The sequence below is a fragment of the Mesorhizobium sp. M8A.F.Ca.ET.161.01.1.1 genome, from assembly GCF_004792105.1.
GTDB lineage: Bacteria > Pseudomonadota > Alphaproteobacteria > Rhizobiales > Rhizobiaceae > Mesorhizobium.
This window is the reverse complement of the sequence record NZ_SRTD01000005.1, coordinates 426,949-449,900: the sequence shown is the minus strand read 5'-3', so window position 1 is coordinate 449,900 and position 22,952 is coordinate 426,949. Positions and strand designations below refer to the sequence as shown.

Here is a 22,952-nt window from a genome sequence, read left to right as displayed (position 1 = left end):
TCAGCGCTCCTTCACCTTGTTGAGATATTTGACGTAGATGTTGGTGATCGCCAGCACCATGATCAGCACGATGTAGGCCATCGCGCAGGAGCGCCCGGTCTGCCATTCCTGGAACGCCATCTTGTAGAGCCGGATCGATATCAGCTCGGCCGTCGGCTGGCTGGTCAGGATGTAGGCGAGGTCGAAGGTCTTGAACGCTTCCATGGTGCGGAAAATGACCGCGATCATCAGGATCGGCGCGACCAGCGGCAGGGTGATGCGGAAGAAGGTGTAGAACGGCCCGGCGCGGTCGATCGCGGCGGCCTCATAGAGATGCTTCGGCACCGCTGACAGGCCGGCCAGCGACAGCAGCATGACGAAGGGCGACCACATCCAGATGTCGGTCAACGCAACGGCGTAGAGCGCCATCTTGGGATCGGCCAGCCACTCGAAATTGCCGAGCCCGAGCGCATAGTTGATGACACCCCATGATGGGTCGTAAAGCAGTTTCCAGAACAGCCCGACGACCGCCATCGACAGCATCATCGGCAGCAGCAGCAGCGTGGTGATAAGACCCTTGAGCGGGATATCCCGGTTGAGCAGCATCGCCACGCCGAAGCCGACAAGCAACTGTCCGACGACCGAGACAATCACGTATTTCGCCGTGATGGCGAAGTTCGACCAGACGTAGGGGTCGTTGAGCAGGTCGCGATAGTTCTGCAGCCCGACGAAATTCGCCGGCGCATTGGTCGACGCGCGAAAATCGGTGAAGGAATAGCCGAGCGAGTAAATCAGCGGAAAAATGTTGAAGACGATCAGGAACAGAACCGTCGGAATGATGAAGAGATTGCGGATGGAGATATCGCTCAGGCCGCGCGCCGCGGCGCGCGAGGATCTGTCGAGGGTGGTGATCATCGTGGTCGCCAAGACCCTGCTCCCGGTTCAAGAAAAAGAAACGGAGGAGGCGACACCGCCCCCTCCGCGGGACATGAAGGATTATTGCACGCGGCCGTATTTCTTGAAGGTCGCGTTCCAGTCTCCAGCCAATGCGTCCAGCGTTTCCTTGGCGGTGCCACTGCCGCCGATCATGTAGGGGTAGATGCGCTGGTTGAGCTGCTGCAGCAGTTCGGCGTATTCCGGCACCGCCCAGAAGTCCTTCACCTTGAACATGGTCTCGTAGAAGGCCTTGTTGTAGGGCGTGGCGTTCTGGAACTCAGGCGACTTGAGCACTGCCTGGCTACAGGTGTAGCCGCCGAGGGCCGCCCACTTCTTCTGGGTCTCGTCCTTGATGAACCATTCGAGGAACTTCATCGCCTCGTCCTGCTTCTTCGAATACGAGATGACGGAGATGCCTTGCCCGCCCAGTGCGGCGAACTGGTCGCCATTTGGACCGGGAGGGTTGGCGAAGAAGCCGGTGTTCTTGGCATTCGGGTTCGAGGCCTCGTTGATCAGCGAGGGGAAGAACGCGAAGAAGTTCATGCTCATCGCGGCCAGGTTTTCCGTGATTGCCTGGTTGTCCTCGACGAAGAACGATTTGGCCCAGCCCGGAGGTGTGAACTTGTAGAGTTCTTTGTAGGCATCGAGCGCGGCAACCGCCTTGTCGGAGTTGATATGGCCGTCGACCTTGTAGGTCGTGTAATCGCCCAATTCACCGCCATAGGAGAACAGCGCGTTCTCGAAGCCCATCGCCATCGCGTCATAGGAATTGTCGGTGTAGATGGCGATGCCGTATCTCTTCTGGTCCGGCCGGTGGAAGAACTCCGCGATGTCACGCAGCGCCTTGAAATCCTTCGGCACGTCGAGGTCGTAGCCATACTTGGCCTTGAAGGCTTCCTTTTCCTTGGGATCCTCGAACCAGTCCTTGCGATAGGACCAGCCGACGGCGTCGCCCTCGAGCGGGATCGCCCAGTATTTGCCGCTGTTGCCGGGATACTCGGCATAATATTTCACCGTCGCCGGTGCCATGACGTTGCCGAGATCATGCTTCTTGAAGAAGTCGGTCAGGTCGACATAGTGGCCGCCGGTGGAGCCGGCCCCGAGCCACTGAGAGTCGCCGACGACCAGGTCATAGGCGTCGCCATGGGCGTTGAACTCGGTGAAGGCCTTGGTCTGGAAGTCGGACCAGGGCGTGGTTTCCACCGTGATCTTGACGCCGGTTTCCTTCTCGTACTCGTTGCCGAGTTCCTGCAGGTAATTGGCCGGATCCCACTCCGCCCAGAAGATGGTGAGCGACTTTTCCTGCGCGTAGACGGACGTTCCGCAGGCAAGCGTTAAGCCGATACCAGCAAGCATGCTGGTCACTAACTTGCGCATAATGATTTCCTCCCTTGTGCGCATTCTACCCTGTCTTGCGAGCCGGCGACGGAGCCGGCCCTGGTAGTTCCTCCCGTGGTCGCGCTTTCCGAATTCGGAGCCTCCTCGCCCTGTCCGGAAATGGATCGCAGCCCTCACTTTCGATCCGCTTTTCTTTCCAAATCTGGTATTACCAATTGTGAATGCCCGTCAAGCCCTTTCTTGAGCAGTGATGTCGGACAAAGTCGGCGAATTCCAGACTTATCCACCTGTTTTCTCTATATTTTCCTACTCATTGATACGCTTTGGCCTTGTACGGACTTTTGCATTGGAACTATTATCGCTGGTCGACACCCAAATCTGGTAGAACCAGATAAGCGCTATTTCTGTGTCGTTGCCTGCATGATCGGGGCCATATCGACGGCCGACTCCGCGATCGCCGCGCGCACCAGCGCACGCGCCGCCCATTGCGCGACTGACATCGTCCGGCGGCTGTCCAGCCCCCATATATCCTTGAGCACGATCAGCACCTCCACGCCGAAGATCAGCGACAGCGCCTGCGCCAGCCGCTTGAAGTCGCGCGGCGGCAAGCGGCCCTTGAGTGGCGCCAGCGCCTCCTTCAGCAATTCGACCCGATGGCCGCGCGTGAAGGCCGGCTCGCCGCCCAGCGTGCCCGCCTGGCGCCGCGCCCATTGATCAAGCGACAACTTCAACGCTGCCTTGAATGTGGCCTCGAAGGCCTCGATGCGCGGCATGGCCGTATCGAACAGTTCGGCCACGCGGCGCTCGGCATCGGCGGCGGTGGATTTCCATGTGAGGATCGGCCCGAGCCCCTCGTCGACGACCGCCTGCACCAAGGCTGCCTGGCTCGGAAAATAGCGATAGGCGGTGGCGCGCGACACTTGCGCCGCCTCCGCCACTTCGCTGACCGACGGGGTGACACCCGCCTGCATCAGCCTTGTCGCCGTCTCCAGCATCAGCCGTTTCGTACGCGCGCGGGGTCCGCGCTCGGCTCTCTCACCGGTATCGTCGTTCGTTGCCGGTTGTTGACGTGAGACATCCATACCAATACGATACGCGCGTCTCAAAAAATTGCAATGGCAGCCCAGCGCGACCCTGGCGATGAGACAAACGCATCGCAGCCGCCGGGATTGGGGACCCTTGATGAAGCGCGTCTATGTGGTGGGCACGACTGACACGAAAGGCGAGGAACTCGGCTTCCTGGCCGATGCCATCGCTGCCACCGGCGCAGTAGTCTGCCGTGTCGATGTCGGAACGCGAGAGGCAACAATATCTGTCGACATCGGTGCCACCGATGTCGCGGCGCATCATCCCGGCGGCAGCACGGCCGTGCTCGGCGGCAATGACCGTGGCGCGGCGGTCGCCGCCATGGGCGTCGCCTTCACCCGATTCATCCAGTCGCGAAATGACATTGCCGGCGTGATCGGCATCGGCGGCGGCGGCGGCACCTCGATCGTCACCGCGGGCATGCGCGCGCTGCCGCTCGGCCTGCCTAAGATCATGGTCTCGACGCTTGCCTCCGGCGACACCGCTCCCTATGTCGACGTCTCCGACATCGTCATGATGCCATCGGTGACCGACATGGCCGGCCTCAACCGGCTGTCGCGTGTCGTGCTGCACAACGCCGCCCAGGCGATAGCGGGCATGGCAGGCAATCCAGCGCCGGCAGCGGACGGCAAGGCGTCGATCGGCCTCACCATGTTCGGCGTCACCACGCCTTGCGTGACCGCAATCGCCGATCGACTGCGCGACGTCTACGACTGCATGGTCTTCCATGCCACCGGCACCGGAGGCTGCAGCATGGAGAAATTGGCCGACAGCAGCCTGCTGTCAGGTGTCATCGACATCACCACGACGGAGGTTTGCGACCTGCTGTTCGGCGGCGTTCTGCCGGCGACGCAGGATCGTTTCGGTGCCATCGCCCGCACCGGCCTGCCCTATGTCGGCTCGGTCGGCGCCCTCGACATGATCAACTTCTGGGCGCCTTCGACCATCCCGGAACAGCATCGCGACCGGCTGTTCTACGAGCATAACCCCAACGTCACGTTGATGCGCACGACCGCGCAGGAATGCCGCGCGATCGGCGAATGGATCGGCACCAGGCTCGCCCAGTGCGAAGGTCCGGTGCATTTTCTGATCCCGGCAAAAGGCGTCTCCGCGCTCGACATCGAAGGCGGCGCCTTCTTCGATCCGGAAGCCGACGCCGTCCTGTTCGACGCCATCGAGCGCACCATCAGGCCGAATGCGACGCGCCGCGTCACCCGCCTGCCGCTGCACATCAACGACCCCGAATTCGCCCAAGCGGCAACCGCCGCCTTCCTCGACATTGCCAGACAGTGAGACCCAGACATGCCAGCCATACCGCGCAAGGACATATTGAAGAAGTTCAGGGGAATGATCGACAAGGGCGTGCCGATCGTCGGCGGCGGCGCCGGCACCGGCCTGTCGGCCAAGGCCGAGGAAGCCGGCGGCATCGACCTGATCATCATCTACAATTCCGGCCGCTACCGCATGGCGGGTCGCGGCTCGGCCGCCGGCCTGCTCGCCTATGGCAACGCCAACGAGATCGTCAAGGAAATGGCCTACGAGGTCTTGCCGGTGGTCAAGAAAACCCCGGTGCTGGCCGGCGTCAACGGCACCGATCCCTTCGTCATCATGCCGCTGCTTTTGGCGGAACTGAAGACGATGGGCTTTTCCGGCGTGCAGAATTTTCCGACCATCGGCCTGTTCGACGGCAGCATGCGGCAGAGTTTCGAGGAAACCGGCATGGGCTTCGGCCTCGAGGTCGACATGATCGCCGAGGCGCACAAGCTCGACCTCTTGACCACGCCTTATGTCTTCAACCCCGAAGAAGCGCGTGCCATGACCAAGGCCGGAGCCGACATCGTCGTCGCCCATATGGGGGTGACGACGGGCGGCTCGATCGGCGCCACCTCGGCCAGGTCGCTCGACGACTGCGTCGTTGCCATCGACGCCATTGCCGAGGCAGCGCGCTCGGTGCGCAAGGATGTCATCCTGCTTTGCCATGGCGGCCCGATCTCGATGCCGGACGATGCGCGCTACATCCTCTCCCATGCCAAGGGCCTGCACGGCTTCTATGGCGCGAGCTCGATGGAACGGCTGCCGGCGGAAGCCGCGATCGCCAGGCAGACGGCGGATTTCAAGGCCGTCACACTGGGCGACGACAGAGCGCCCGCGAAGAAAAAGAAGGGATGATGAGAGATGACCGACAAGAGCAAGGTGTTTGTCTATCCGAAGGACGTCAGCGCCTTCGGCTTCGACTGGGGGAAATTGTCCCTGACCGTTGCGCCCGAAGTGAATGGCGCGACCCGCTTTTCCGGCGGCGTCGTCGACCTGCCCTCGGGCAAGGGCCATACCCGCCACAACCATCCGGGCGCCGAGGAAATCATCTTCGTCATTTCGGGCCACGGCGAACAGATGGTCGAGGACGAGAAGGGCAATCCGGTGGTCGAAAAGGTTGGCCCCGGCTGCACAATCTATGTGCCGGAAAGCCGGTTCCACTCGACGCTCAACAGGGGTGACGGGCCGATGCAGCTGTTTGTGGTCTATTCGCCGGCCGGGCCGGAGCTGGTGCTAAGGGAGCTGCCGGATTTCAGGCTGGTGCCGGCGGGGGAGTGAACCCTTCGAGGGTCGCGCCGCCCCTCATTGTCCTGCCGGATATTTCTCCCCGTATAGTGACGGGGAGAAATATGCTGTCATCGCCGCTTTCGCCAATCGCCGAAGCTGCCTTCTTCTCCCCGTTCTACGGGGAGAAGGTGCCGGCAGGCGGATGAGGGGCAGCGCCAGCCTTGGGCATCATGAAATCCCACCCCTATTCCAACCCCGCCCGCGATCGCCAAACATCACATATCCCGCCTCAGTCACCGCCAGCGTATCCTCCAGCTTGATGAAGCCGCGCGTCGGGTGAAGCATGGTGGTCTCCACCGACAGCACCATGTTTTTCTCAAGCGGTTTGGCCGCATAGGTGCCTTCATAGGTCACCGGATGGTTGGTCATCAGGAACGGCGCCTCATGGGTGATCAGGCCCATGCCGTGGGCGAAGAAATCCGTATAGGGCGCGACCGTGGATTTCTTCAGCACGCCCTCGGCGTAAGCAATCATGTCGCCGCCAAGCACACCTGCCCTGATCTTCGAAAACGCCGCCTGCTGCACCGTCTCGACCTCGGCCAGCAGATCCTCCAACTCGGCATCGGGTTCGCCCAGAATGCCCATCCGGCAGAGGTCGCCGATATAGCCGTGATAATTGCCGCCGGAATCGATCGACAGCACCTCGCCCTTCTTCCACGCCTGTGGCGAGGCGGCGCGGTTGTGGCTGGAGCCAAGCGTCAGCAGGCAATATTCGAAATGCGCGCCGCGATTGGTCTCCTCGCGCCTGACCTGCTCGATCATCTCGGCCTTGGTCGTGCCTTCATGCGCCCAGGCGATGGTCGCCAGCATGGAATCGGTGATCAACTCGGAGGCGGTGCGCAGCTTTTCGAGCTCGGCATCGGTCTTGATGGCGCGCATGCGCTCCAGCATCTCGGTCGCGTCGATCAATTTCGCGTCGGGCAATGCCTTGCGGATCAGCGCATAGGCGTCCGACGGCAGGAAGCCGGGTTCGATACCGATGCGCGCGCCCTCCTTGCCGATCTTCCTGACATGCTCGACGGCAAGGTTCGCGGCGTCGAGCGTGCCCCAGCAGGCGGCATGCAGCGTCGGCGTCCAGAACGGATGGTTCTGGTGCTCGCCGCCCTCCATGCGGTTGCCGATATAGGCCGCATGGTCCGGTCCGCCCTTTTCGTAGGCGACGATCGGCAGGTAACGGCTGTGGCCGATCGCATCCATGGCGGCAAAGAAGATGAACTTGTAGCCGCCCAGCAGGTACTGCGTGTTGTGCTTGGAGGTCGCGAGCAGCACGTCGATGCCGGCCTCCTCCATCAGCCGGTCGACCCGTGCCTGGTCGAACGGGATATTGCTGACGGCACCCTTGCCCGGCGCAATGTTCATCACTCTCTCCCTGAATTGCCGGGATCGTCGCTGTTTCGCAGCGATCCGCTGGCTCGCGATCAAATCTGCACTATTTTGCTCACTCTGGTCCAGCCAGAAACGTTATGAATGCCCGTCCATGCGGCATCAAGCCGGTATTCGGTCCAGCTATCCGGATATCTGGTCCTACCAGACAAAGGAATTGAATGAACTTATGCCAAACTGGTCCAGCGGACGTAAATTTCAAAGCCAAGCAAGGATGCGCCAATTCCGTCTCTGGCGAAACCCTTCGCAAGGCTCATAATCCCCGCCGCAAGGATGCCGATGCACGCCGGCGTTCTAGGGGTGTCGCGCCCGGGTCGGGTCGCGCGGAGAGGACGGAGTTCGATCATGTCAGGTTTCACCATTTCCAGACGCACCATGCTTACCGGCTCGGCGATGCTGCTGGCCTCCACGGCCATGCCGGTGCTGGGTTGGGCACAGACGCCGAAGAAGGGTGGCCGGCTCGTGCTTGCCGCCGACTCCGAGCCGCGCAATCTCAACCCGGCGATCGTCGCCTCGAACGGCGTTTTCTTCATCTCCAGCAAGATCGTCGAGACGCTGGCGGAAGCCTCCTTCGACGGCAAGGACGGGCTTGCGCCACGGCTGGCGGTGAGCTGGGAAGGGGCCGCCGACGGACTGTCGGCGACGTTCAAGCTGCGCGAAGGAGTCAAATGGCATGACGGCAAGCCATTCACCTCGGCCGACGTCGCCTTCTCGGCGCTGCAGATCTGGAAGCCGCTGCAGAATCTCGGCCGCACCGTGTTCAAGGACCTCAGCGCGGTCGACACACCAGACGATCTGACCGCCGTGTTCAAATTCGCCAAGCCGACACCGTTCCAGCTGATCCGCAACGCCCTGCCGGCGCTGTCGAGCGTGGTGCCGAAGCACATCTACGAGGTCGGCAAGATCGAGGACAACCCGGCCAACAACGCGCCGATCGGTACCGGTCCGTTCAAATTCGGCGAGTACAAGGCCGGCCAGTATTACCGGCTGACGAAGAACACGGACTATTGGGGCAAGGACGAGCCCTATCTCGACGAGATCATCTATCAGGTCCTGCCCGACCGCACCTCCGCCGCTGCGGCGCTGGAAGCGCAAGAAATCCAGCTCGCGGCTTTCTCGGCCGTGCCGTTGGCCGACCTCGACCGCATCTCCAAGGTTCCCGGCCTGAAGGTCATCACCAAGGGCTATGAGGGGCTGACCTACCAGCTCGTCGTCGAGATCAACCATCGCCGCAAGGAACTGGCCGACGTGAAGGTGCGCCAGGCGATCGCGCACGCCATCGACAAGGATTTCGTCGTCAAGACGGTGTTCCTCGGCTATGCCGCCACCGCCACCGGCCCGGTGCCGAAGAACGATCCGCAATTCTACACCGCCGACGTGCCGACCTATGCCTTCGACGTCGCCAAGGCCAACGCCCTGCTCGACGAGGCAGGCTACAAGAAAGGCGCCGACGGCAACCGCTTCTCGCTCAAGCTCTTGCCGGCCCCCTATTTCAACGAGACCAAACAGTTCGGCGACTATCTGCGCCAGGCGCTCGCGGCAATCGGCATCGACGCGCAACTGGTCAACAACGACTCGGCCGCCCACATCAAGGCAGTCTACACCGACCACGCCTTCGACCTCGCGGTCGGCCCGCCGGTCTTCCGCGGCGACCCGGCGATCTCGACCACCATCCTGGTGCAGAGCGGCATTCCGGATGGCGTGCCGTTCTCCAACCAGGGCGGCTACAAAAACCCTGCGCTCGACGCGCTGATCACCAAGGCATCGGAAACGCTCGACACCACGGCGCGTACCGACCTCTACAAGGAGTTCCAGAGGCAAGTCACGGCCGACCTGCCGCTGATCAACGTCGCCGAATGGAGTTTTATCAGCGTCGCCAGTGACAAGGTGGGAAACATCGCCAACAACCCGCGCTGGGCGGTGTCGAACTGGGCGGACACCTATTTGGCGGGCTGATCCCGCACTTGCGGATCGAAGTTTGGGGTGCTCAGATTCGGAGAATGAGAGTTCCTTCGCGCCCCCCTCTGTCCTGCCGGACATCTCCCCCACAAGGGGGGAGATTGGCGGTTTCCGCGCCTCGCACTTCCCTGCAACGTTGGCGATTGGCGAAAGCCGCGATGACAACTGATCTCCCCCCTCGTGGGGGGTCCGAAGGACGGGCCGAGACCCGTGGCTCGGGCCAGGGCGTCCGGCAGGACAGAGGGGGGCGCCGTGGAGCACGGCCTCAGAAGTTTACAAGCGGCGTCCCATCATTATGACTCGCGCCCTCGTCCTCCTGCGTCGTCGCCTCATCGGCAGCATCTTCGTTCTGCTTATCGTCGTCATCGGCACCTTCCTTCTCCTTGAAGCCGCGCCCGGCGACGCAGTCGACGCCTATATCGTCTCGACCGGCGGCGACGCCGGCATGATCGAGCTCTTGCGCCATCGCTGGGGCCTTGACCAGTCGGAGTTGACCCGGCTCGCCAACTATCTCTGGGCATTGCTGCATCTCGACCTCGGCCAGTCCGTCACTTTCTCCCGGCCGATCCGCGATGTCATCTTGGAACGCCTGCCGACCACGCTCATCCTGATGGTCAGCGCCACCGCGCTCTCCTTCGGCCTCGGCTCGGCGCTCGGCATCTATGCCGGCGCAAGGCCCGGCAGCTTCCGCGACCGTTTTCTCTCCGTCGCCTCGCTGGCGCTCTACGCGGTGCCTGGCTTCTGGCTCGGCCTGGTGCTGATCGTGATCTTCGCCGTCGACCTGCGCTGGTTGCCGATCGGCGGCATCGAAACCCTGGCATCGGACAGGACCGGTCTCGACCGCGCCGCCGACATCGCCATCCATCTGGTGCTGCCGGTATCCGCGCTCGGCTTCATCTACCTGGCGCTCTATCTGCGCATGATGCGCGCCGGCATGGCCGAGGCCTGGCGCCAGGATTTCGTGCTGGCCGCCCGCGCCAGGGGGCTTTCGCGCCGCCGCATCGTGCTCGCTCATGTCGCCCGCAACGCACTTTTGCCGCTGGTCACCATGCTTGGCCTGCAATCGGCGCAGATGCTGGGCGGCAGCGTCGTCATCGAGAGCGTCTTTGCTGTGCCCGGCCTCGGCCGGCTGGCGCAGGAAGCGGTGGCCGCGCGCGACACCCCCTTGCTGCTTGGCATCATCCTCACAAGCGCGGTGCTCGTCATCCTCATCAACCTGCTCGTCGACATCGCCTATGCCTTTCTCGACCCCCGCGTCGGCGCCAGCGAGGCGGGCGCATGAGCCGTCTGCGCCGCTTCCTGCGCACGCCCGAGGCGGTTGCCGGCACTCTCCTTCTGGCGGTGCTGTTCGCCATGGCGCTGTCGGCCTCGCTACTGTTTCCCGGGGATCCGCAAGCCATTGCCGGCCCCGCGCTGCTGCCGCCATTCCAGGATTGGTCGCTGCCGCTCGGCACCGATCGGCTCGGCCGTGACGTGCTGGCCGAACTGTTCCACGGCGCCCGCACCTCGCTGGCTGTCGGCCTCGCCGCGGCCGCCGCGGCCCTTGTCGTCGGTGCGATCGTCGGCACGCTGGCCGGCTTTGCCGGCGGCCTCGTCGACGAAGTGCTGATGCGCATTGCCGACGCGTTCCAGACCGTGCCTGGTTTCCTACTGGCGCTGGCTTTCGTCAGCGTGGTTGGCCCCTCGCTCGGCGTCGTTGTCGTGGCCATAGCGCTCGGAACCTGGACTGGACCGGCGCGCATTGCCCGCGCGGAAGTGCTGTCGATCCGCGAGCGCGACTATGTCGCCGGTGCCCGTGTCATCGGCATGCATCCAATGGAGATCGCCTTTCGCGAAGTGCTGCCCAACGCCTTGCCGCCGGTGCTGGCGATGTCATCGGTGATCGTCGCCGCCGCGATCCTCACCGAAGCGGCCCTGTCCTTCCTTGGCCTCGGCGATCCCAACCGGGTCACCTGGGGCGGCATGATCGCGGAAGGCCGCACTGTCTTGCGCACCGCGCCGTTCCTGTCGATCGTCCCGGGCATTGCGCTGGTGTTGACGGTATTGAGCGTCTATCTCGCCGGCGAAGGCATCGTCGAGACGACGGCCGTGCGCAGGGGCCTGTCGTGACCGCGCTGGCGTGGATCCGCGATCTCTCGGTGACCTACCGCGGCGATGGCATCGAGGTCACGGCGCTGAAGAACATCACTATCGATCTCCACGCAGGCGAACGGCTTGCGATCATCGGTGAAAGCGGTTCGGGCAAGAGCACCCTGGCGCTGGCGATCGCGGGGTTGTTGCCACTGTCTTCGAAAATTGAAGGCAGCATCGAGTGGTTCTCTCTACCAACGTTGGATGCCGTAGAACGCAGAACGCCAAAGTCTCACTCCGGACAAAACCTGACACCCCTCCTCGGCCGCGACATCGGCTTCGTCTTTCAGGATCCCTCCGCAAGCCTCGATCCCGTGATGACCATCGGCAAGCAGATCGCCGAAGTCGCCCGCACCCATCTCGGCCTCACATGGCAGCAGGCATACGCCAAGGCCAGAACCCTCCTCGAACGCGTCCGCTTGCCCGACCCTGACTCCGCCCTGCGCGCCTTCCCGCACCAGCTTTCCGGCGGCCAGAAGCAGCGTGTGGCGATTGCCGCCGCGATTGTCGCCGGGCCGAAACTGCTGATCGCCGACGAGGCAACCAGCGCGCTCGACACCATCGTGCAGGCCGAGATCGTCGTGCTGATCCGACGGCTGGTGGCAGAGGACGGCATGACGCTGCTGTTCATCAGCCATGACATCGCGCTCGCCGCCGAACTTGCCGAACGCATCGCGGTCTTCCGACATGGCCAGTTGGTGGAGCTTGGCAAGACGGCGCAGATGATCGACGCACCCGCCCAAGCCTACACGCGCGCGCTGCTCGACGCCCATATCGGCCTCGACGCCCAACCCTTGCTGAACCGAAGCGGGCTGAATGGATGAGCCTGCTGACGGTGTCCAAGCTCACCAAACGCTATGGTCGCGGCGGCAAGACCCTCGCCGCGGTGGACGATGTCTCCTTTCATGTCGAACCCGGCGAAACACTGGCGCTGGCCGGGCCTTCCGGCAGCGGCAAATCGACGATCGCGCGACTGGTGTTGCGCTTGATCGAGCCGGATGGCGGAGGCATCGAATTCGAAGGCGATGATTTCTTGGCGCTGCGCGGCGCGCCCTTGCGTGTGCGCCGCGCCCGCCTGCAAATGGTGTTCCAAGATCCGCTCGCCGCCTTCAACCCACGCGCCACCGTGGCGCGCGTCCTCGACGACCCTTTGCGCATTCATGGCGTCGCCTCGCGCTCCGAGCGGCCGCGCCGCATCGCTGCCTTGCTGGAGCGGGTCGGCCTTGCGGCCGGTCTTGCACCGCGCGCCATCCATGAAATCTCCGGCGGCCAGCGGCAACGCGTGGCGATTGCCCGCGCCATCGCCACCAAGCCGTCGCTGATCGTGCTTGATGAAGCGGTGTCGGCGCTCGATGTCTCGGTGCGCGGCCAGATCCTCGATCTCCTGCTCGACCTGCAGCACCAGGAACGGATCGCCTATCTCTTCATTTCGCATGATCTCGGCGTGGTGCGCGCGATCGCCCACCGCGTCATCCTTCTCGACGGCGGGCGGATTGCCGAGAGCGGCGATGCCCGAACCGTTATCGACGCACCGCAATCGGCCGTCGGCAAGGCGCTGGTGGCGGCCGCGCCCAGATTGGACAGAAGCAGACCATGATCCGGTCTTCGAGCAAGATCACACTGAGAGAACCCGCCTATCCCCCGACCATCAGCCTGACGACCTCATCATGGTTGGTCTCCGAAATCTTGCGCTCGCCGGCCTGAACGCCGCGCCGCAGCACGACGATGCGGTCCGAAACCGCGAAGATGTCCTGCAGATTGTGCGAGATGAAGATCACGCCGCGTCCTTGCGCCTTGAGCTGGTGGATCAGCGAGATCACCTTGCGCTGCTCCGGCACGCCCAATGCCGCCGTCGGTTCGTCCATGATCAGGATCTGCGCATCCCAGTAGACGGCGCGGCCGATGGCGACGGCCTGGCGCTGGCCGCCGGAGAAATTGCTGACCGGGGCGTTCATCCGGCTGACATGGAAATCGAGCCGCTTCATCGTCTCCCTGGCGGCCTCTGCCATCGCCTTGCGATCGAGCACCGGCAGGAAGCCGAACGCCTTGCGCATCGGTTCGCGGCCAAGGAAGATGTTGGCGCCGATCGACAGATTGTCGGCCAGAGCCAGATCCTGGTAGATCGTCTCGATGCCTTTTTCGCGCGCCTCCTGCGGCGTCGCGAAAGCCACTGGCTGGCCACCGAGCAGGATTTCGCCCCCCGTCGGCTGGAACACGCCCGAGATCGCCTTGATCAGCGTCGTCTTGCCGGCGCCATTGTCGCCGGCAAGCGCCACCACTTCGCCCGGCCGCACGGCCATGGAGAAATCGCTGAGTGCACGCACGGCGCCAAAATGCTTGGACAGGTTGCGGACTTCGAGCAAGGGGGTGTTCTGGTCGGTGCTATTCATCCTGGCGGCCTCCACTGAACCGGCGCTGCGCCTGGTCTATGAGCACGGAAATGATGATGACGACGCCGACGGCGATGAATTGCCAGAACGGCTCGACATTGACGAAGACCAGCCCGTACTGGATGACCGCGATCACCAGCGCGCCGGCGACCGTGCCCAGGATCGTGCCGGAGCCGCCGAACAGGCTGGCGCCGCCGATCACCACCGCCGCGACGCTGTCGAGCAGCAGCGGCTCGCCGGCTTGTGCCGCACCGGCGGTGAAGCGCGCTGCGTAGAGCGCCCCGCCAAGGCCGGCGCACATCGCCGACAGCACATAGAGCCGCAATATGTGGCCCCTGATATCGATGCCGGCGCGCCGCGCCGCCTGCACATTGGCGCCGATGGCATAATTGTGCTGGCCGAACCGCGTCTGGCTGAGCAGGTAGTGCATGCCGATGACGAAGACGGCAGCGATCATGACCAGATAGGGCACGCCATAGAACTTGCCGTTGCCGAGCAGCGCGAACCAAGAATTCTGCACCGGCACCGTGGTGCCGCCGGCAAGCAGGAAGGCAACGCCGCGCGCGACGCCGAACATGCCGAGCGTACCGATGAACGGCGGCACCCTGAGGCGTGAGATCAGCAGACCATTGATGATGCCGGGCACACCGGCAACGATCACGGCGGCGAGGATGCCCGCGAGCATGGCCAGCGGCAAGGGAATGGCGGCGCCCGCCATATTGGTGGCATGCGCGGCAACGACTGCGGCAAGGCCCATGATGAAGCCGAGCGACAGGTCGATGCCGCCTGAAATGATGACGAAGGTCTGGCCGGTCGCCAGCAGCAGCGGCGCTATCGCGAAGATCGCGATGGATTGCAGGTTGAACGGGTTGAGCACGAACGTCGCGCCGAAGGCGTATCTCGACCATATCTCGAAACAGATGATCAGGCCGGCAAGGAACAGCCAGGCGCGCCCTTCGGCGATGCGTCCGATCAGGCTCCTGGCCGGATCGCCATGATCGGCCTGGGGGGCGACATGCTTCTCGGCAGGCTGGGCTGGTGATGTCGAGGTCATGAATACTCCGCGGCGCGGCTGCCTTCAAACAGGCCCCGCCCTTTTGCGGGACCCGGCACGACCCCCCCCGGCAAAACCGGGAGGAGCCAAGCTCGTCTGGGCTTACTCGGAGTAGAGATACTTCGAGATGTTCGGGTCCGCGATGTTGGACTTGTCCATGATCGTGAAGCCGGTGCCGATCGTGACCGGGATCGAATGGCCGGTCAGGTGGGCATAGGCCGAAACGACGCCGTAATAGCCGATCTCGGCCGGATGCTGGGCGATTGCCACGTCCACGAGGCCGGTGTTGATGTTGTCGACGATGCTGGTCGGCGCATCGAAGGCAACCACCTTGACGGTACCCGTCTGTCCCGCCTGCTTGACGCCGTTGGCGGCGCCGAGCGCCGAGAATAGGTTGGCGCCGAACACGCCGACGAGATCGGGATTGCGCGCGAAGACAGCCTGCAGCTGCGAGGCGGCCTTGTTGGCGTCGTCGTCATTGAACTGGGTTTCCAGAACGGTGATGCCGGTATGCTTGGCCATCTCCTTCTTGAAGCCTTCTTCGCGCTGGTCGGTGGTCGAAATGCCGGGCTTGACGTTCGACACATAGACCTTGCCCTTGTCGCCAATGGCGGTGGCCAGCGCCCGCGCCGCGATCTCGCCGCCCAGCACATTGTCCGAGGCAATGTAGGCCAGCGGGAAATCGGCGTCGCCGGCACCCGTCTGGTAGACGCCGCTGCCGATGAAAGTGTCGACGGTTATGACCGGGATGCCGGCATCATTGGCCTTGCGCAGCGGTTCCACCAGCTGAACCTTGTCGGTCGGCGCGATCAGGATCGCGTCCGGCTTCTTGGCGATGACTGCGTCGAGCACCGGCACCTGGGTGACCGGGTTGAAGTCCGGAGCACCCTGGAAGACCAGGTTCACGCCGAGCGCATCGGCAGCCGCCTGAGCACCCTTGCGCATGGTGATGTAGAAGCCATCGGTGGTGAGACCCGGAATGAGCGCAATGGTGTATTTCTTGTCCTGTGCCTGCGCGGGCGCCATCAGCACCGTCGCGCTGACGGCAAGCGCCGCGAGCGCGGCAACGATCTTCTTCATGACATCCTCCTCATTGTTGGCAATTCTGCCGTTTGCGGTGACATTGGAATGGCCGTCATCCGCGCGGGGGCAGGATGCCGACGGCCGGGAACGCCTGTTTGCCTTTCGCGGGCAGCTCCTCCCAAGCGCCCTCCAGTCTGTCAGCCGGCCAGCCGACCGGCACAATCGCCGTGCTCGCTTTCCTCGCCTCCGCGACGTCAGGCAACCACGGCGCCCGGCATGCCTTGCACGCCGGGTCCGCAATTTGTAACACTTTGCAGAAATAAATTGCAACTCGGTTTTTCCGAGACGGCAACGCAGCCTTTTCCAGACACCATCCGACTGCTCCTCGGAGCCCAGGCGAACTATCGTCCCGACTCCACGGCGATACAATCGATTTCGCAACGGCTTCTCTCCGCGCCACGGCGCGGCATCCGTCCGGCATATCTGCCGCTATCGCGTTGCAAGAACCGCGAGGACGGCCTGCGCCGTCTTGGTATCCGTCACCAGCGTGTTGATGAGCCCGGAACGAACGGCGCCGATAATTGCCGTCGCCTTCTCAGGCGAGGCGGCGACGCCGATCACCAGCGGCACGGCGCGAAGCTGCGCCGGCGACATGGCGATCATACGGCTCTCCCCTTCCCAGGCGATCAGGGCGCCTTCTGCATCGAAGTAATGACGCAGCACGTCGCCGGCCGCGTGAACCAGCGCCTGCTCGCTCGGCGTGGCTGCGCTCGCCTCGGGCGCGTTTATGGCGTGCGGCAGGCCGATGCCGACGATCGCCACATCGGTTCTCTCCCACAAGGCGACGGCGTCGCGGATGGCGGCGTCGCGCAGGAAGACCTCACGCAGCTCGCTCGACGGCAAATAGGGGGCGTGGATGAAGCGCGGTGTGCCGCCGAACTCCTCCGCGGCAAGCCGCACGAATTCGTTGACCTGGAAATGCGCCGCGTGCTGCTGCATGCCGCCGGTTGCTGCCACTGTCAGCACGCCCGGCATGCGCGGCAGGCCGGATCGGATGACCTCGCGCACGGCGCGCCCCCAACCGATGGCGACCACGGAGCCGGCAACCAGCTGCGCCTGCCTGAGCAAAGCGCCAAGCGGGGCGGAAAGCGCCGTCAACCCACCCGCCGCCGGCGTCTCGACAACCGCGGCATCCCGCAATTTCAGCCCGTCGACCAGTTGCCTGGTGATATCCTCCGGCGTCGCCAGGTCGATGACCTCGATGCGCACGATGCCCTCGGCCCGCGCCCTCTGCAGCAAACGCGAAATCGTCGCAGTGGAGACACCGAGCTGCCGCGCTATGTCGACCTGCGACATCTCCTCCACATAGTGCAGCTTGGCAACCGTGTGCAGCATCGTGCGCGATGCGGTCGCGTCCTGGACGGAGGGAACAGACAGCTTGCAATTCCTTTCAGCAACGTGTTACACACGTATACGCCGATGGGAGTTATCGCGCAAATCCGGTGAACTCGCAACTTGAGGGCCATACCAGGCCACGCGCCGGCAAGGCTGCTTGTGCTGGCAGCCGGCGATGCATCAGGCGGCAAAATCTTCCTGCCGGCAGGCAGGCAAACTGACCATTGTTTCCACGGGATCAGCGCCTCGGCGAGAGAGCGCCAACATCGGACAGAAAACCATGACGAAGATGACCACCGCGGAACTGCGCGGCTACCAGCAGATATGCGGCAAGGACGGCGCCATGGTGGCCATCGCTTGCGACCAGCGCGGCGGCATGCGCACCTTGCTGGCGTCGGATCCCGCGGACCAGGCCAGGATCACCAACGACATGCTCGGCGACACCAAGGCCGACATCACGCGCTACCTCGCAAGCGCTGCGTCCTGCGTGCTGCTCGACCCGCTCTGCGCGGTGCCGAGAGTGGTCGACGAGGGCGTGCTGAACCGGGATACCGCACTCCTCATCGGCCTCGACGCGTCCGGGTTCGACCTTTCGCCGGAAGGCTACCGCCTGTCGCGGCTGGTTCCCGGCATCGACGCGCGGCGCGTGCGCGAACTCGGCGGCACGGGCGGCAAGATCATGGTCTATCTCAGGGCCGACAAGCCGCAGGCCAACGAACACAACATCGCCATCCTGCGCCAGTGCATTACCGACTTCGGCAAAGAGGACCTGCTGCTCGTCGTCGAATTCCTGACCTATCAGCTCGACGGAGAAAGTCCGGAAGACTATGCGGCCAAGACGCCCTGGCTGGTCGAGGAAGGTACCAGGATTTCGCTGGAATGCGGCGCAAAGGTGCTGAAGCTTCCCTACCCCGGAACGCCGGAAGCCTGTGCCAATATCACAAAAATGGCCGGCGAAGTGCCGTGGGCCGTACTTTCGGCTGGCGTCAACCACGCCACCTTCCTCGGCCAGGTCGAGATCGCCATGCAAAATGGTGCCTCCGGCGTGATCGCCGGCCGTTCACTGTGGAAGGACTGTATCTCGCTCGACCGTGACATTCAGCGCGAAAGGCTTAAGACCATCGCGGTGCCGCGATTGCGCGAGATCCAGGCGGTGATCGGGCACTATCGGCAAAAGGCCGCCGCCTGACATTCCGTTGGATCACCGGCACGTGCAGGACATCATGCCACATAAGTCGATGGCCATAGGGATCGATATCGGCGGCACCAATTTGCGTGCCGCCCGCATCTCGGGCACGGGTGAAATCCTCAAACGCCTCAGCGAGAAAAGCGCACCCGACCCGGAACTGGTGCTTGGCCGGATCGCCGACATGGTGCGCCTTCTCGATACGCCCGACGTGGCGGCCATCGGCGTCGGTGTTCCCGGACGCGTCGACGCGCGCCGCGGCGCTGTCCTGTCGGGAGGTTACGTCAACCTTGCCTCGGTCGCGCTCGCGCAGCGGCTGGAAAGCATGACCGGCAAGCCTGTTGTCCTCGACAATGACTGCAACATGGCGCTGGCCGCCGAGATGGCCCTTGGCGCCGGCCGGGGCCACGACAACATCGCCATGTTCACCATCGGCACCGGCATTGGCGGCGCCGTCGCCCAGAACCGACGGATCATGCGCGGCCGGGCAACGGCGGGGCAACTTGGCCACATCACCGTCGACGTCGACGGCGAGGTCTGTGCCTGCGGGCGGCGCGGCTGTGTCGAAACCACCAGTTCCGGCACGGCGCTTGGCCGCCACATCGCGCGCGCCGGCTTTGGGCCTGACGTTTCGGTCGACCAGCTCTTTGCTCGCGACGTGGCCGGCGATATCGAGGCGCGCAGCATACTGGAAGCCTGGGCAAGGCCGCTGCGCGCGGCGATCGATACCACCGTCGCCATGTTCGACCCCGATGTCGTCCTGCTTGGCGGTGGGCTTGGCCTCGCGGCACACAGAGCGCTCGGCCACGCGCCGGCGCTGGCGCCCTGGTACCAATGCCCGGTCGAACCGGCACAGCTCGGCGACGATGCCGGTGTGATCGGCGCCGGGCTCCAGGCGCTTTCGGCTCCGGCATCGACATCGCTTTCCGTTAACCTTGGCCGCGCCAGACGCGCCGTGCTCGTCAACGGCATCCCGGCCAGCGGCAAGAGCACCGTGTCACGCGGCATCGCCAACCGCATGGGATGGCCGCTGCTTGCACTCGATACGGTCAAGAACCCGTTCCTCGAAGTGCTCGGCGGTGCCGACCGCGAATTCAACCGCACACTCGGCCGCGCCAGCTACCAGGCAATCTGGTCGCTGGTCGGCGACGCCCCGGCCGGCAGCACCTTCATCGTCGATGCCTGGTTCGGTTTCCAGCCGCGGCAAGTGCTCGAGGATCATCTGCGCAGGGCCGGCGTCGAACATACCGTCGAAATCTGGTGCCACGCGCCCGGCGAGGTTCTGGCCGAACGTTATGGCGCCAGGCTCGGCCAGCGCCTCCCCGGCCATCCCGGCGCTGCCTACATCCCTGAACTGATTGAACTGGCCAAGCGCGCCGAACCGCTGCGGCGCGGACCGCTGTTCGACGTCGACACCACGCGGCCGATCGACTTCGATGCCATCACCGCATGGCTGCGCGCGACCTTGGCCAGCGACGCCTGAGTCGCTCGGTGCCAGCGCCGGTCATGCCGGCGGCAGCCGAAGCGTCCTGCGAGCGATCTGCCAGGCGGATTCGGCATGCCGCCGCTTCAGCCTCATGGCATCCATGATCTCGGTCATCACGGCAATCGCCGGCCCGCGTTTCCAGCCTGAGGACTAGCGAAGATGACGAGCGGTCACTTTGCGACGCTCGTCACTTGCGCAGCGCTGTATCAATAGCCGACGGTGAAGCGCTGCCTAACATGCGCCGGCTTCTCGATCTCGTCGACCAGGACGATGGCATAGTCCTCGAAGGAAATGCTGCTGCCCTTGTCCGAGGCGAGAAGCGTGTCCTTGCCGAGACGGTATTTGCCGGTGCGCTCGCCTGGGACGAACAGGGCCGAAGGCGACAGGAGCGTCCAGTCGAGATCGCCGACCGTCTTGAGCTTATCCAGGAAGTCGGCGCCCTTCTGTGCTTCGGCCTTGTAGATCTCGGGGAATTCGGGAGTGTCGACCAGCCGCTTGCCGGGCGCGACTTCGAGACTGCCCGCGCCGCCCACGACGAGATACCGCTTCACGCCGGAGTCACGCACCGCTGCGATCAACGTATCGGGGTCGCTGTCCAGGAAATGCACCGAGCTGATCACCACGTCGTGTCCGCGGATCAAATCGGCGAGACCTTGCCTGTCAAAGACATCGCCTTTTCTGGCGGTCACGCCGGGCAGCGCCGCGATCTTTTCCGGGCTGCGGGCGATGCCGGTGACCGTATGGCCACGGTCGGAGAGTTCCTTGAGCAGGCGCGAACCGACGGCGCCGGAGGCGCCGATAAGAGCAACTTTTGCCATGTCTTCTTCCATTTCCTGTTGGAGGCTGATTGGGTGGAGATCAGGCCGCAGCGATATGGGCGACGAGATTGTCGAAGCTGCCGAACAGCGCGTTCGAACCGATGAGCCGGGGCGCTTCGTTGCGGATGACCGCCAGCGAAGGCACGCCATTGGCATGCAAGCGCTGGAACAACGCGCGGCCGCGACCGACCAGTTCGCGGTGAGCCGTCAGCAGCCGCTCCGTTGGCGCCGCCAGCAACTCGCCCGCATCCGCCATGCCAGCGGCGGAGAGCACCTCGGCGACACCGCCGGCGGTGACGATATCGCGGCCGTCGACATAGCGTGCCCGCTGGATCGCCTTCAGCGCGGTCAGCCGCCGGCCGGGATCTTCCAGGCCTGCGGCGCTGATGGCGAGCGTGGCGGTATGGGAGTCCAGCAGAGTGCCACGAACGTTTAGAACGTTGCGCTGATAAGCCTGCGTGAACGGCTGTCCCGTCAGACGTTCGATACGCTGATCGTTGGCCCAGGCATGGGCGGCAAACCCCTCATCCATCGGACGCGCGCCGGCGCCGGAAAACAGGCCGGTCGCCAGCAATTCGACGCGCACGCCGCCTGCCATCAATTTGTCCAGCATTGGGGTGGCGCCGTAGCACCAACCGCAGAGCGGATCGAAAAGGTAAGTCACGCCTGAGTTGCGCATGATTGCCTGATGTCCGTTGGCGGGGCTCCCCGCGACCTGACCGTCAAATGTCCTGGCCCATATGTGGCAGCGGGCGGTCTTGCGATAAATGGCTACCAATAATACAAACTGTCTGATCCAATCAGACAAAAGCGATCACTTTGGCCGACCTGCTGAACCTCAATCGACTCATTTACTTCACCACCGTGATGGAGACCGGGTCCTTCACATCGGCAGCCGACCGACTTGGCGTCGCCAAAGCCGTGGTCAGCCATCAGATTGGCAAGCTCGAGGAAGAACTGGGCGCGTCTCTCATGCGACGCACGACGCGCCGCGTCACACCGACAGAAGAGGGACGCCTCTTCTATGACCGTGCAATGATCATTCTGCGGGAAGCGGAAGCCGCCTATGGCGAGATTTCGCGCGGTGGCGTCGAACCGGCGGGAATGCTGAGACTGACCGCACCGCTCGACTACGGCACGAAGATCGTTGCGCCGGTCATCGCCGCCTATCTGAAAACCTATCCGCATATGCGCGTCGAGGCGATCTTCGACGATGCGGTAAGCAATCTGGTCGACGAGCAGATCGACCTCGGCATCCGCGTCGGCTGGCTTGCCGATTCCTCGAACCAGGCGCGGCGCCTGGGCACGATACGGCAGATCGTGGTGGCAAGTCCTGCCTTCGCCGCGAGCCTGCCGCAGGGTGTGAGCCCGCGCCAGGCGCGATCGCTGGCCTGGGTCGGAAACGCCCAGCTTCGCGGTGTCGGCCAATGGCTGTTTTCCAGGAATGGTGACAAGGTGCTGACCGAGCTCAATCCGGTCATCACATGCGACAAGAGCCCGGCCGCCCACGCCTGCGTGCTTGCCGGCATAGGGCTGGGTGTGTTTCCCGACTACAGCGTCAGCGATGATATCGCCGAAGGACGGCTGGTGCCGGTCTTTGCCGAATGGGCCTTGCCCACCGGCGGCATCCACGCCGTCTTTCCGCCGGCAAGGTTCAGGCCCGCCAAGGTACGCGTATTTGTAGACCTGCTCGCCGCCGCCGAGAAAAAACGATCGCGCGGCAGCGCGATGCTGTGAGATGTGACCGCCGCGGAAGGTCAGGAATGACTTACATTAAAGCGGTTATGCCATCTCCCAAAAACAAAACGCCCGCGGCGATTGCTACGGGCGTTTGTATGGATTGTTTTGGTCGGTGGGATTTGTTTGTTGTGCGTCGCGGGCTTGTTCTCGCCTGGGGGGCGGATTGATCTCTGGTGCGAACGCGAAACGGCCCTCCGGGTTTGATTCTGGCGGGCGTTTTAATTTGGTTTTGGGGATAGGATTTGAGTTATCGGTCCTGCGGCGTCGGCTTTGCCTCCTTGCGGGCCGCTGATGACAGGTTAAGATCGGCGGGCCACGACAGCAAAATACAAAAGAGCCCGCACGATGGCGGGCTCATTTGTATTTGGTTGCGGGGACAGGATTTGAACCTGTGACCTTCAGGTTATGAGCCTGACGAGCTACCGGGCTGCTCCACCCCGCGCCACCG

Annotated in this window: 21 protein-coding genes and 1 tRNA gene; 11 read left to right on the top strand and 11 right to left on the bottom strand. The window is 63.8% G+C overall.

Features of this window, described 5'->3' with window-relative positions; genetic code table 11:
• The 3 genes from EN804_RS16405 to EN804_RS16395 all read right to left on the bottom strand — a co-directional run bounded on the left by EN804_RS16405 (position 1) and on the right by EN804_RS16395 (position 3,335).
• The gene (locus EN804_RS16405) at positions 1-906 is read right to left on the bottom strand and encodes a sugar ABC transporter permease (protein ID WP_015315632.1); all 906 of its coding nucleotides are present in this window, start codon (positions 904-906) and stop codon (positions 1-3) included.
• 69 nt (positions 907-975) lie between these two features.
• Positions 976-2,292: an ABC transporter substrate-binding protein gene (locus EN804_RS16400; protein WP_127279271.1), complete on the bottom strand. Its 1,317-nt coding sequence runs from the start codon at positions 2,290-2,292 to the stop codon at positions 976-978.
• Between the two features lie 359 nt (positions 2,293-2,651).
• Positions 2,652-3,335 (bottom strand): TetR/AcrR family transcriptional regulator, encoded by a 684-nt coding sequence (locus EN804_RS16395; protein ID WP_135920260.1) that lies wholly within the window; start codon positions 3,333-3,335, stop codon positions 2,652-2,654.
• Between the two features lie 100 nt (positions 3,336-3,435).
• Here EN804_RS16395 and EN804_RS16390 point away from each other — a divergent pair, with 100 nt between their 5' ends.
• From EN804_RS16390 to EN804_RS16380, 3 genes are read left to right on the top strand one after another with little or no spacing between them, the layout of a single operon-like run.
• Complete coding sequence (locus EN804_RS16390; RefSeq protein WP_135920258.1) at positions 3,436-4,632, top strand: Tm-1-like ATP-binding domain-containing protein; 1,197 nt, start codon at positions 3,436-3,438, stop codon at positions 4,630-4,632.
• Between the two features lie 9 nt (positions 4,633-4,641).
• The gene (locus EN804_RS16385) at positions 4,642-5,508 is read left to right on the top strand and encodes a phosphoenolpyruvate hydrolase family protein (protein WP_127872314.1); all 867 of its coding nucleotides are present in this window, start codon (positions 4,642-4,644) and stop codon (positions 5,506-5,508) included.
• A 6-nt stretch (positions 5,509-5,514) separates the two neighbouring features.
• Positions 5,515-5,931 carry a cupin domain-containing protein gene (locus EN804_RS16380; RefSeq protein WP_135920256.1) on the top strand — a complete coding sequence of 139 codons (417 nt, stop codon included), beginning with the start codon at positions 5,515-5,517 and terminating at the stop codon, positions 5,929-5,931.
• 177 nt (positions 5,932-6,108) lie between these two features.
• Here EN804_RS16380 and EN804_RS16370 read toward each other — a convergent pair whose 3' ends face one another.
• Complete coding sequence (locus EN804_RS16370; RefSeq protein ID WP_135920254.1) at positions 6,109-7,299, bottom strand: Xaa-Pro peptidase family protein; 1,191 nt, start codon at positions 7,297-7,299, stop codon at positions 6,109-6,111.
• A 369-nt stretch (positions 7,300-7,668) separates the two neighbouring features.
• On the opposite strand from EN804_RS16370, the gene EN804_RS16365 reads away from it, so the two are divergent.
• The 5 genes from EN804_RS16365 (at position 7,669) to EN804_RS16345 (ending at position 13,009) form a co-directional block, all read left to right on the top strand.
• Entirely contained in the window at positions 7,669-9,279 is a 1,611-nt protein-coding gene (locus EN804_RS16365; RefSeq protein WP_135920252.1) for an ABC transporter substrate-binding protein, read from the top strand.
• 298 nt (positions 9,280-9,577) lie between these two features.
• On the top strand, positions 9,578-10,564 hold the full coding sequence (locus EN804_RS16360; protein ID WP_127872311.1) for an ABC transporter permease: 987 nt from the start codon (positions 9,578-9,580) through the stop codon (positions 10,562-10,564).
• Positions 10,561-11,391: an ABC transporter permease gene (locus tag EN804_RS16355; protein ID WP_135865855.1), complete on the top strand. Its 831-nt coding sequence runs from the start codon at positions 10,561-10,563 to the stop codon at positions 11,389-11,391. Before EN804_RS16360 ends, EN804_RS16355 begins: the two co-directional genes overlap by 4 nt.
• The gene (locus EN804_RS16350; RefSeq protein ID WP_189524522.1) at positions 11,388-12,236 is read left to right on the top strand and encodes an ABC transporter ATP-binding protein; all 849 of its coding nucleotides are present in this window, start codon (positions 11,388-11,390) and stop codon (positions 12,234-12,236) included. Before EN804_RS16355 ends, EN804_RS16350 begins: the two co-directional genes overlap by 4 nt.
• Positions 12,233-13,009, top strand: coding sequence for an ATP-binding cassette domain-containing protein (locus tag EN804_RS16345; protein ID WP_135865858.1), 777 nt, complete (start codon positions 12,233-12,235; stop codon positions 13,007-13,009). Before EN804_RS16350 ends, EN804_RS16345 begins: the two co-directional genes overlap by 4 nt.
• A 37-nt stretch (positions 13,010-13,046) precedes the next feature.
• Here EN804_RS16345 and EN804_RS16340 read toward each other — a convergent pair whose 3' ends face one another.
• The 4 genes from EN804_RS16340 to EN804_RS16325 all read right to left on the bottom strand — a co-directional run bounded on the left by EN804_RS16340 (position 13,047) and on the right by EN804_RS16325 (position 17,274).
• A complete protein-coding gene (locus tag EN804_RS16340) occupies positions 13,047-13,802 on the bottom strand; it encodes an ATP-binding cassette domain-containing protein (protein ID WP_127279898.1) in 756 nt (251 codons plus the stop codon).
• Entirely contained in the window at positions 13,795-14,856 is a 1,062-nt protein-coding gene (locus tag EN804_RS16335) for a ribose ABC transporter (RefSeq protein WP_127279899.1), read from the bottom strand. Before EN804_RS16335 ends, EN804_RS16340 begins: the two co-directional genes overlap by 8 nt.
• Positions 14,857-14,958: 102 nt before the next feature.
• On the bottom strand, positions 14,959-15,936 hold the full coding sequence (locus tag EN804_RS16330) for an ABC transporter substrate-binding protein (protein WP_096457947.1): 978 nt from the start codon (positions 15,934-15,936) through the stop codon (positions 14,959-14,961).
• A 432-nt stretch (positions 15,937-16,368) separates the two neighbouring features.
• Positions 16,369-17,274 carry a sugar-binding transcriptional regulator gene (locus EN804_RS16325; protein WP_135865860.1) on the bottom strand — a complete coding sequence of 302 codons (906 nt, stop codon included), beginning with the start codon at positions 17,272-17,274 and terminating at the stop codon, positions 16,369-16,371.
• A gap of 280 nt (positions 17,275-17,554) precedes the next feature.
• Here EN804_RS16325 and EN804_RS16320 point away from each other — a divergent pair, with 280 nt between their 5' ends.
• Both EN804_RS16320 and EN804_RS16315 read left to right on the top strand, forming a co-directional pair.
• Positions 17,555-18,463, top strand: coding sequence for a tagatose-bisphosphate aldolase (locus EN804_RS16320; RefSeq protein WP_135865862.1), 909 nt, complete (start codon positions 17,555-17,557; stop codon positions 18,461-18,463).
• A 34-nt stretch (positions 18,464-18,497) separates the two neighbouring features.
• The gene (locus tag EN804_RS16315; RefSeq protein WP_135865864.1) at positions 18,498-19,943 is read left to right on the top strand and encodes an ROK family protein; all 1,446 of its coding nucleotides are present in this window, start codon (positions 18,498-18,500) and stop codon (positions 19,941-19,943) included.
• A 209-nt stretch (positions 19,944-20,152) separates the two neighbouring features.
• Here EN804_RS16315 and EN804_RS16310 read toward each other — a convergent pair whose 3' ends face one another.
• The gene (locus tag EN804_RS16310) at positions 20,153-20,764 is read right to left on the bottom strand and encodes an NAD(P)-dependent oxidoreductase (protein ID WP_127872303.1); all 612 of its coding nucleotides are present in this window, start codon (positions 20,762-20,764) and stop codon (positions 20,153-20,155) included.
• 40 nt (positions 20,765-20,804) lie between these two features.
• Positions 20,805-21,443, bottom strand: coding sequence for a DsbA family protein (locus EN804_RS16305; RefSeq protein WP_127279804.1), 639 nt, complete (start codon positions 21,441-21,443; stop codon positions 20,805-20,807).
• Between the two features lie 140 nt (positions 21,444-21,583).
• Here EN804_RS16305 and EN804_RS16300 point away from each other — a divergent pair, with 140 nt between their 5' ends.
• Entirely contained in the window at positions 21,584-22,501 is a 918-nt protein-coding gene (locus EN804_RS16300; protein ID WP_127872302.1) for a LysR family transcriptional regulator, read from the top strand.
• A 368-nt stretch (positions 22,502-22,869) separates the two neighbouring features.
• Here EN804_RS16300 and EN804_RS16295 read toward each other — a convergent pair.
• Positions 22,870-22,946 (bottom strand) — tRNA-Met (locus EN804_RS16295).
• Positions 22,947-22,952: the final 6 nt, after the last annotated feature.

Coding starts and splice junctions, on each gene's coding strand:
- EN804_RS16400 (WP_127279271.1), bottom strand. CDS start 2,292: ATGCGCAAGTTAGTGACCAGCATGCTTGCTGGTATCGGCTTAACGCTT.
- EN804_RS16395 (WP_135920260.1), bottom strand. CDS start 3,335: ATGGATGTCTCACGTCAACAACCGGCAACGAACGACGATACCGGTGAG.
- EN804_RS16390 (WP_135920258.1), top strand. CDS start 3,436: ATGAAGCGCGTCTATGTGGTGGGCACGACTGACACGAAAGGCGAGGAA.
- EN804_RS16385 (WP_127872314.1), top strand. CDS start 4,642: ATGCCAGCCATACCGCGCAAGGACATATTGAAGAAGTTCAGGGGAATG.
- EN804_RS16380 (WP_135920256.1), top strand. CDS start 5,515: ATGACCGACAAGAGCAAGGTGTTTGTCTATCCGAAGGACGTCAGCGCC.
- EN804_RS16370 (WP_135920254.1), bottom strand. CDS start 7,299: ATGAACATTGCGCCGGGCAAGGGTGCCGTCAGCAATATCCCGTTCGAC.
- EN804_RS16365 (WP_135920252.1), top strand. CDS start 7,669: ATGTCAGGTTTCACCATTTCCAGACGCACCATGCTTACCGGCTCGGCG.
- EN804_RS16360 (WP_127872311.1), top strand. CDS start 9,578: ATGACTCGCGCCCTCGTCCTCCTGCGTCGTCGCCTCATCGGCAGCATC.
- EN804_RS16355 (WP_135865855.1), top strand. CDS start 10,561: ATGAGCCGTCTGCGCCGCTTCCTGCGCACGCCCGAGGCGGTTGCCGGC.
- EN804_RS16345 (WP_135865858.1), top strand. CDS start 12,233: ATGAGCCTGCTGACGGTGTCCAAGCTCACCAAACGCTATGGTCGCGGC.
- EN804_RS16340 (WP_127279898.1), bottom strand. CDS start 13,802: ATGAATAGCACCGACCAGAACACCCCCTTGCTCGAAGTCCGCAACCTG.
- EN804_RS16335 (WP_127279899.1), bottom strand. CDS start 14,856: ATGACCTCGACATCACCAGCCCAGCCTGCCGAGAAGCATGTCGCCCCC.
- EN804_RS16330 (WP_096457947.1), bottom strand. CDS start 15,936: ATGAAGAAGATCGTTGCCGCGCTCGCGGCGCTTGCCGTCAGCGCGACG.
- EN804_RS16325 (WP_135865860.1), bottom strand. CDS start 17,274: ATGCTGCACACGGTTGCCAAGCTGCACTATGTGGAGGAGATGTCGCAG.
- EN804_RS16320 (WP_135865862.1), top strand. CDS start 17,555: ATGACGAAGATGACCACCGCGGAACTGCGCGGCTACCAGCAGATATGC.
- EN804_RS16315 (WP_135865864.1), top strand. CDS start 18,498: ATGCCACATAAGTCGATGGCCATAGGGATCGATATCGGCGGCACCAAT.
- EN804_RS16310 (WP_127872303.1), bottom strand. CDS start 20,764: ATGGCAAAAGTTGCTCTTATCGGCGCCTCCGGCGCCGTCGGTTCGCGC.
- EN804_RS16305 (WP_127279804.1), bottom strand. CDS start 21,443: ATGCGCAACTCAGGCGTGACTTACCTTTTCGATCCGCTCTGCGGTTGG.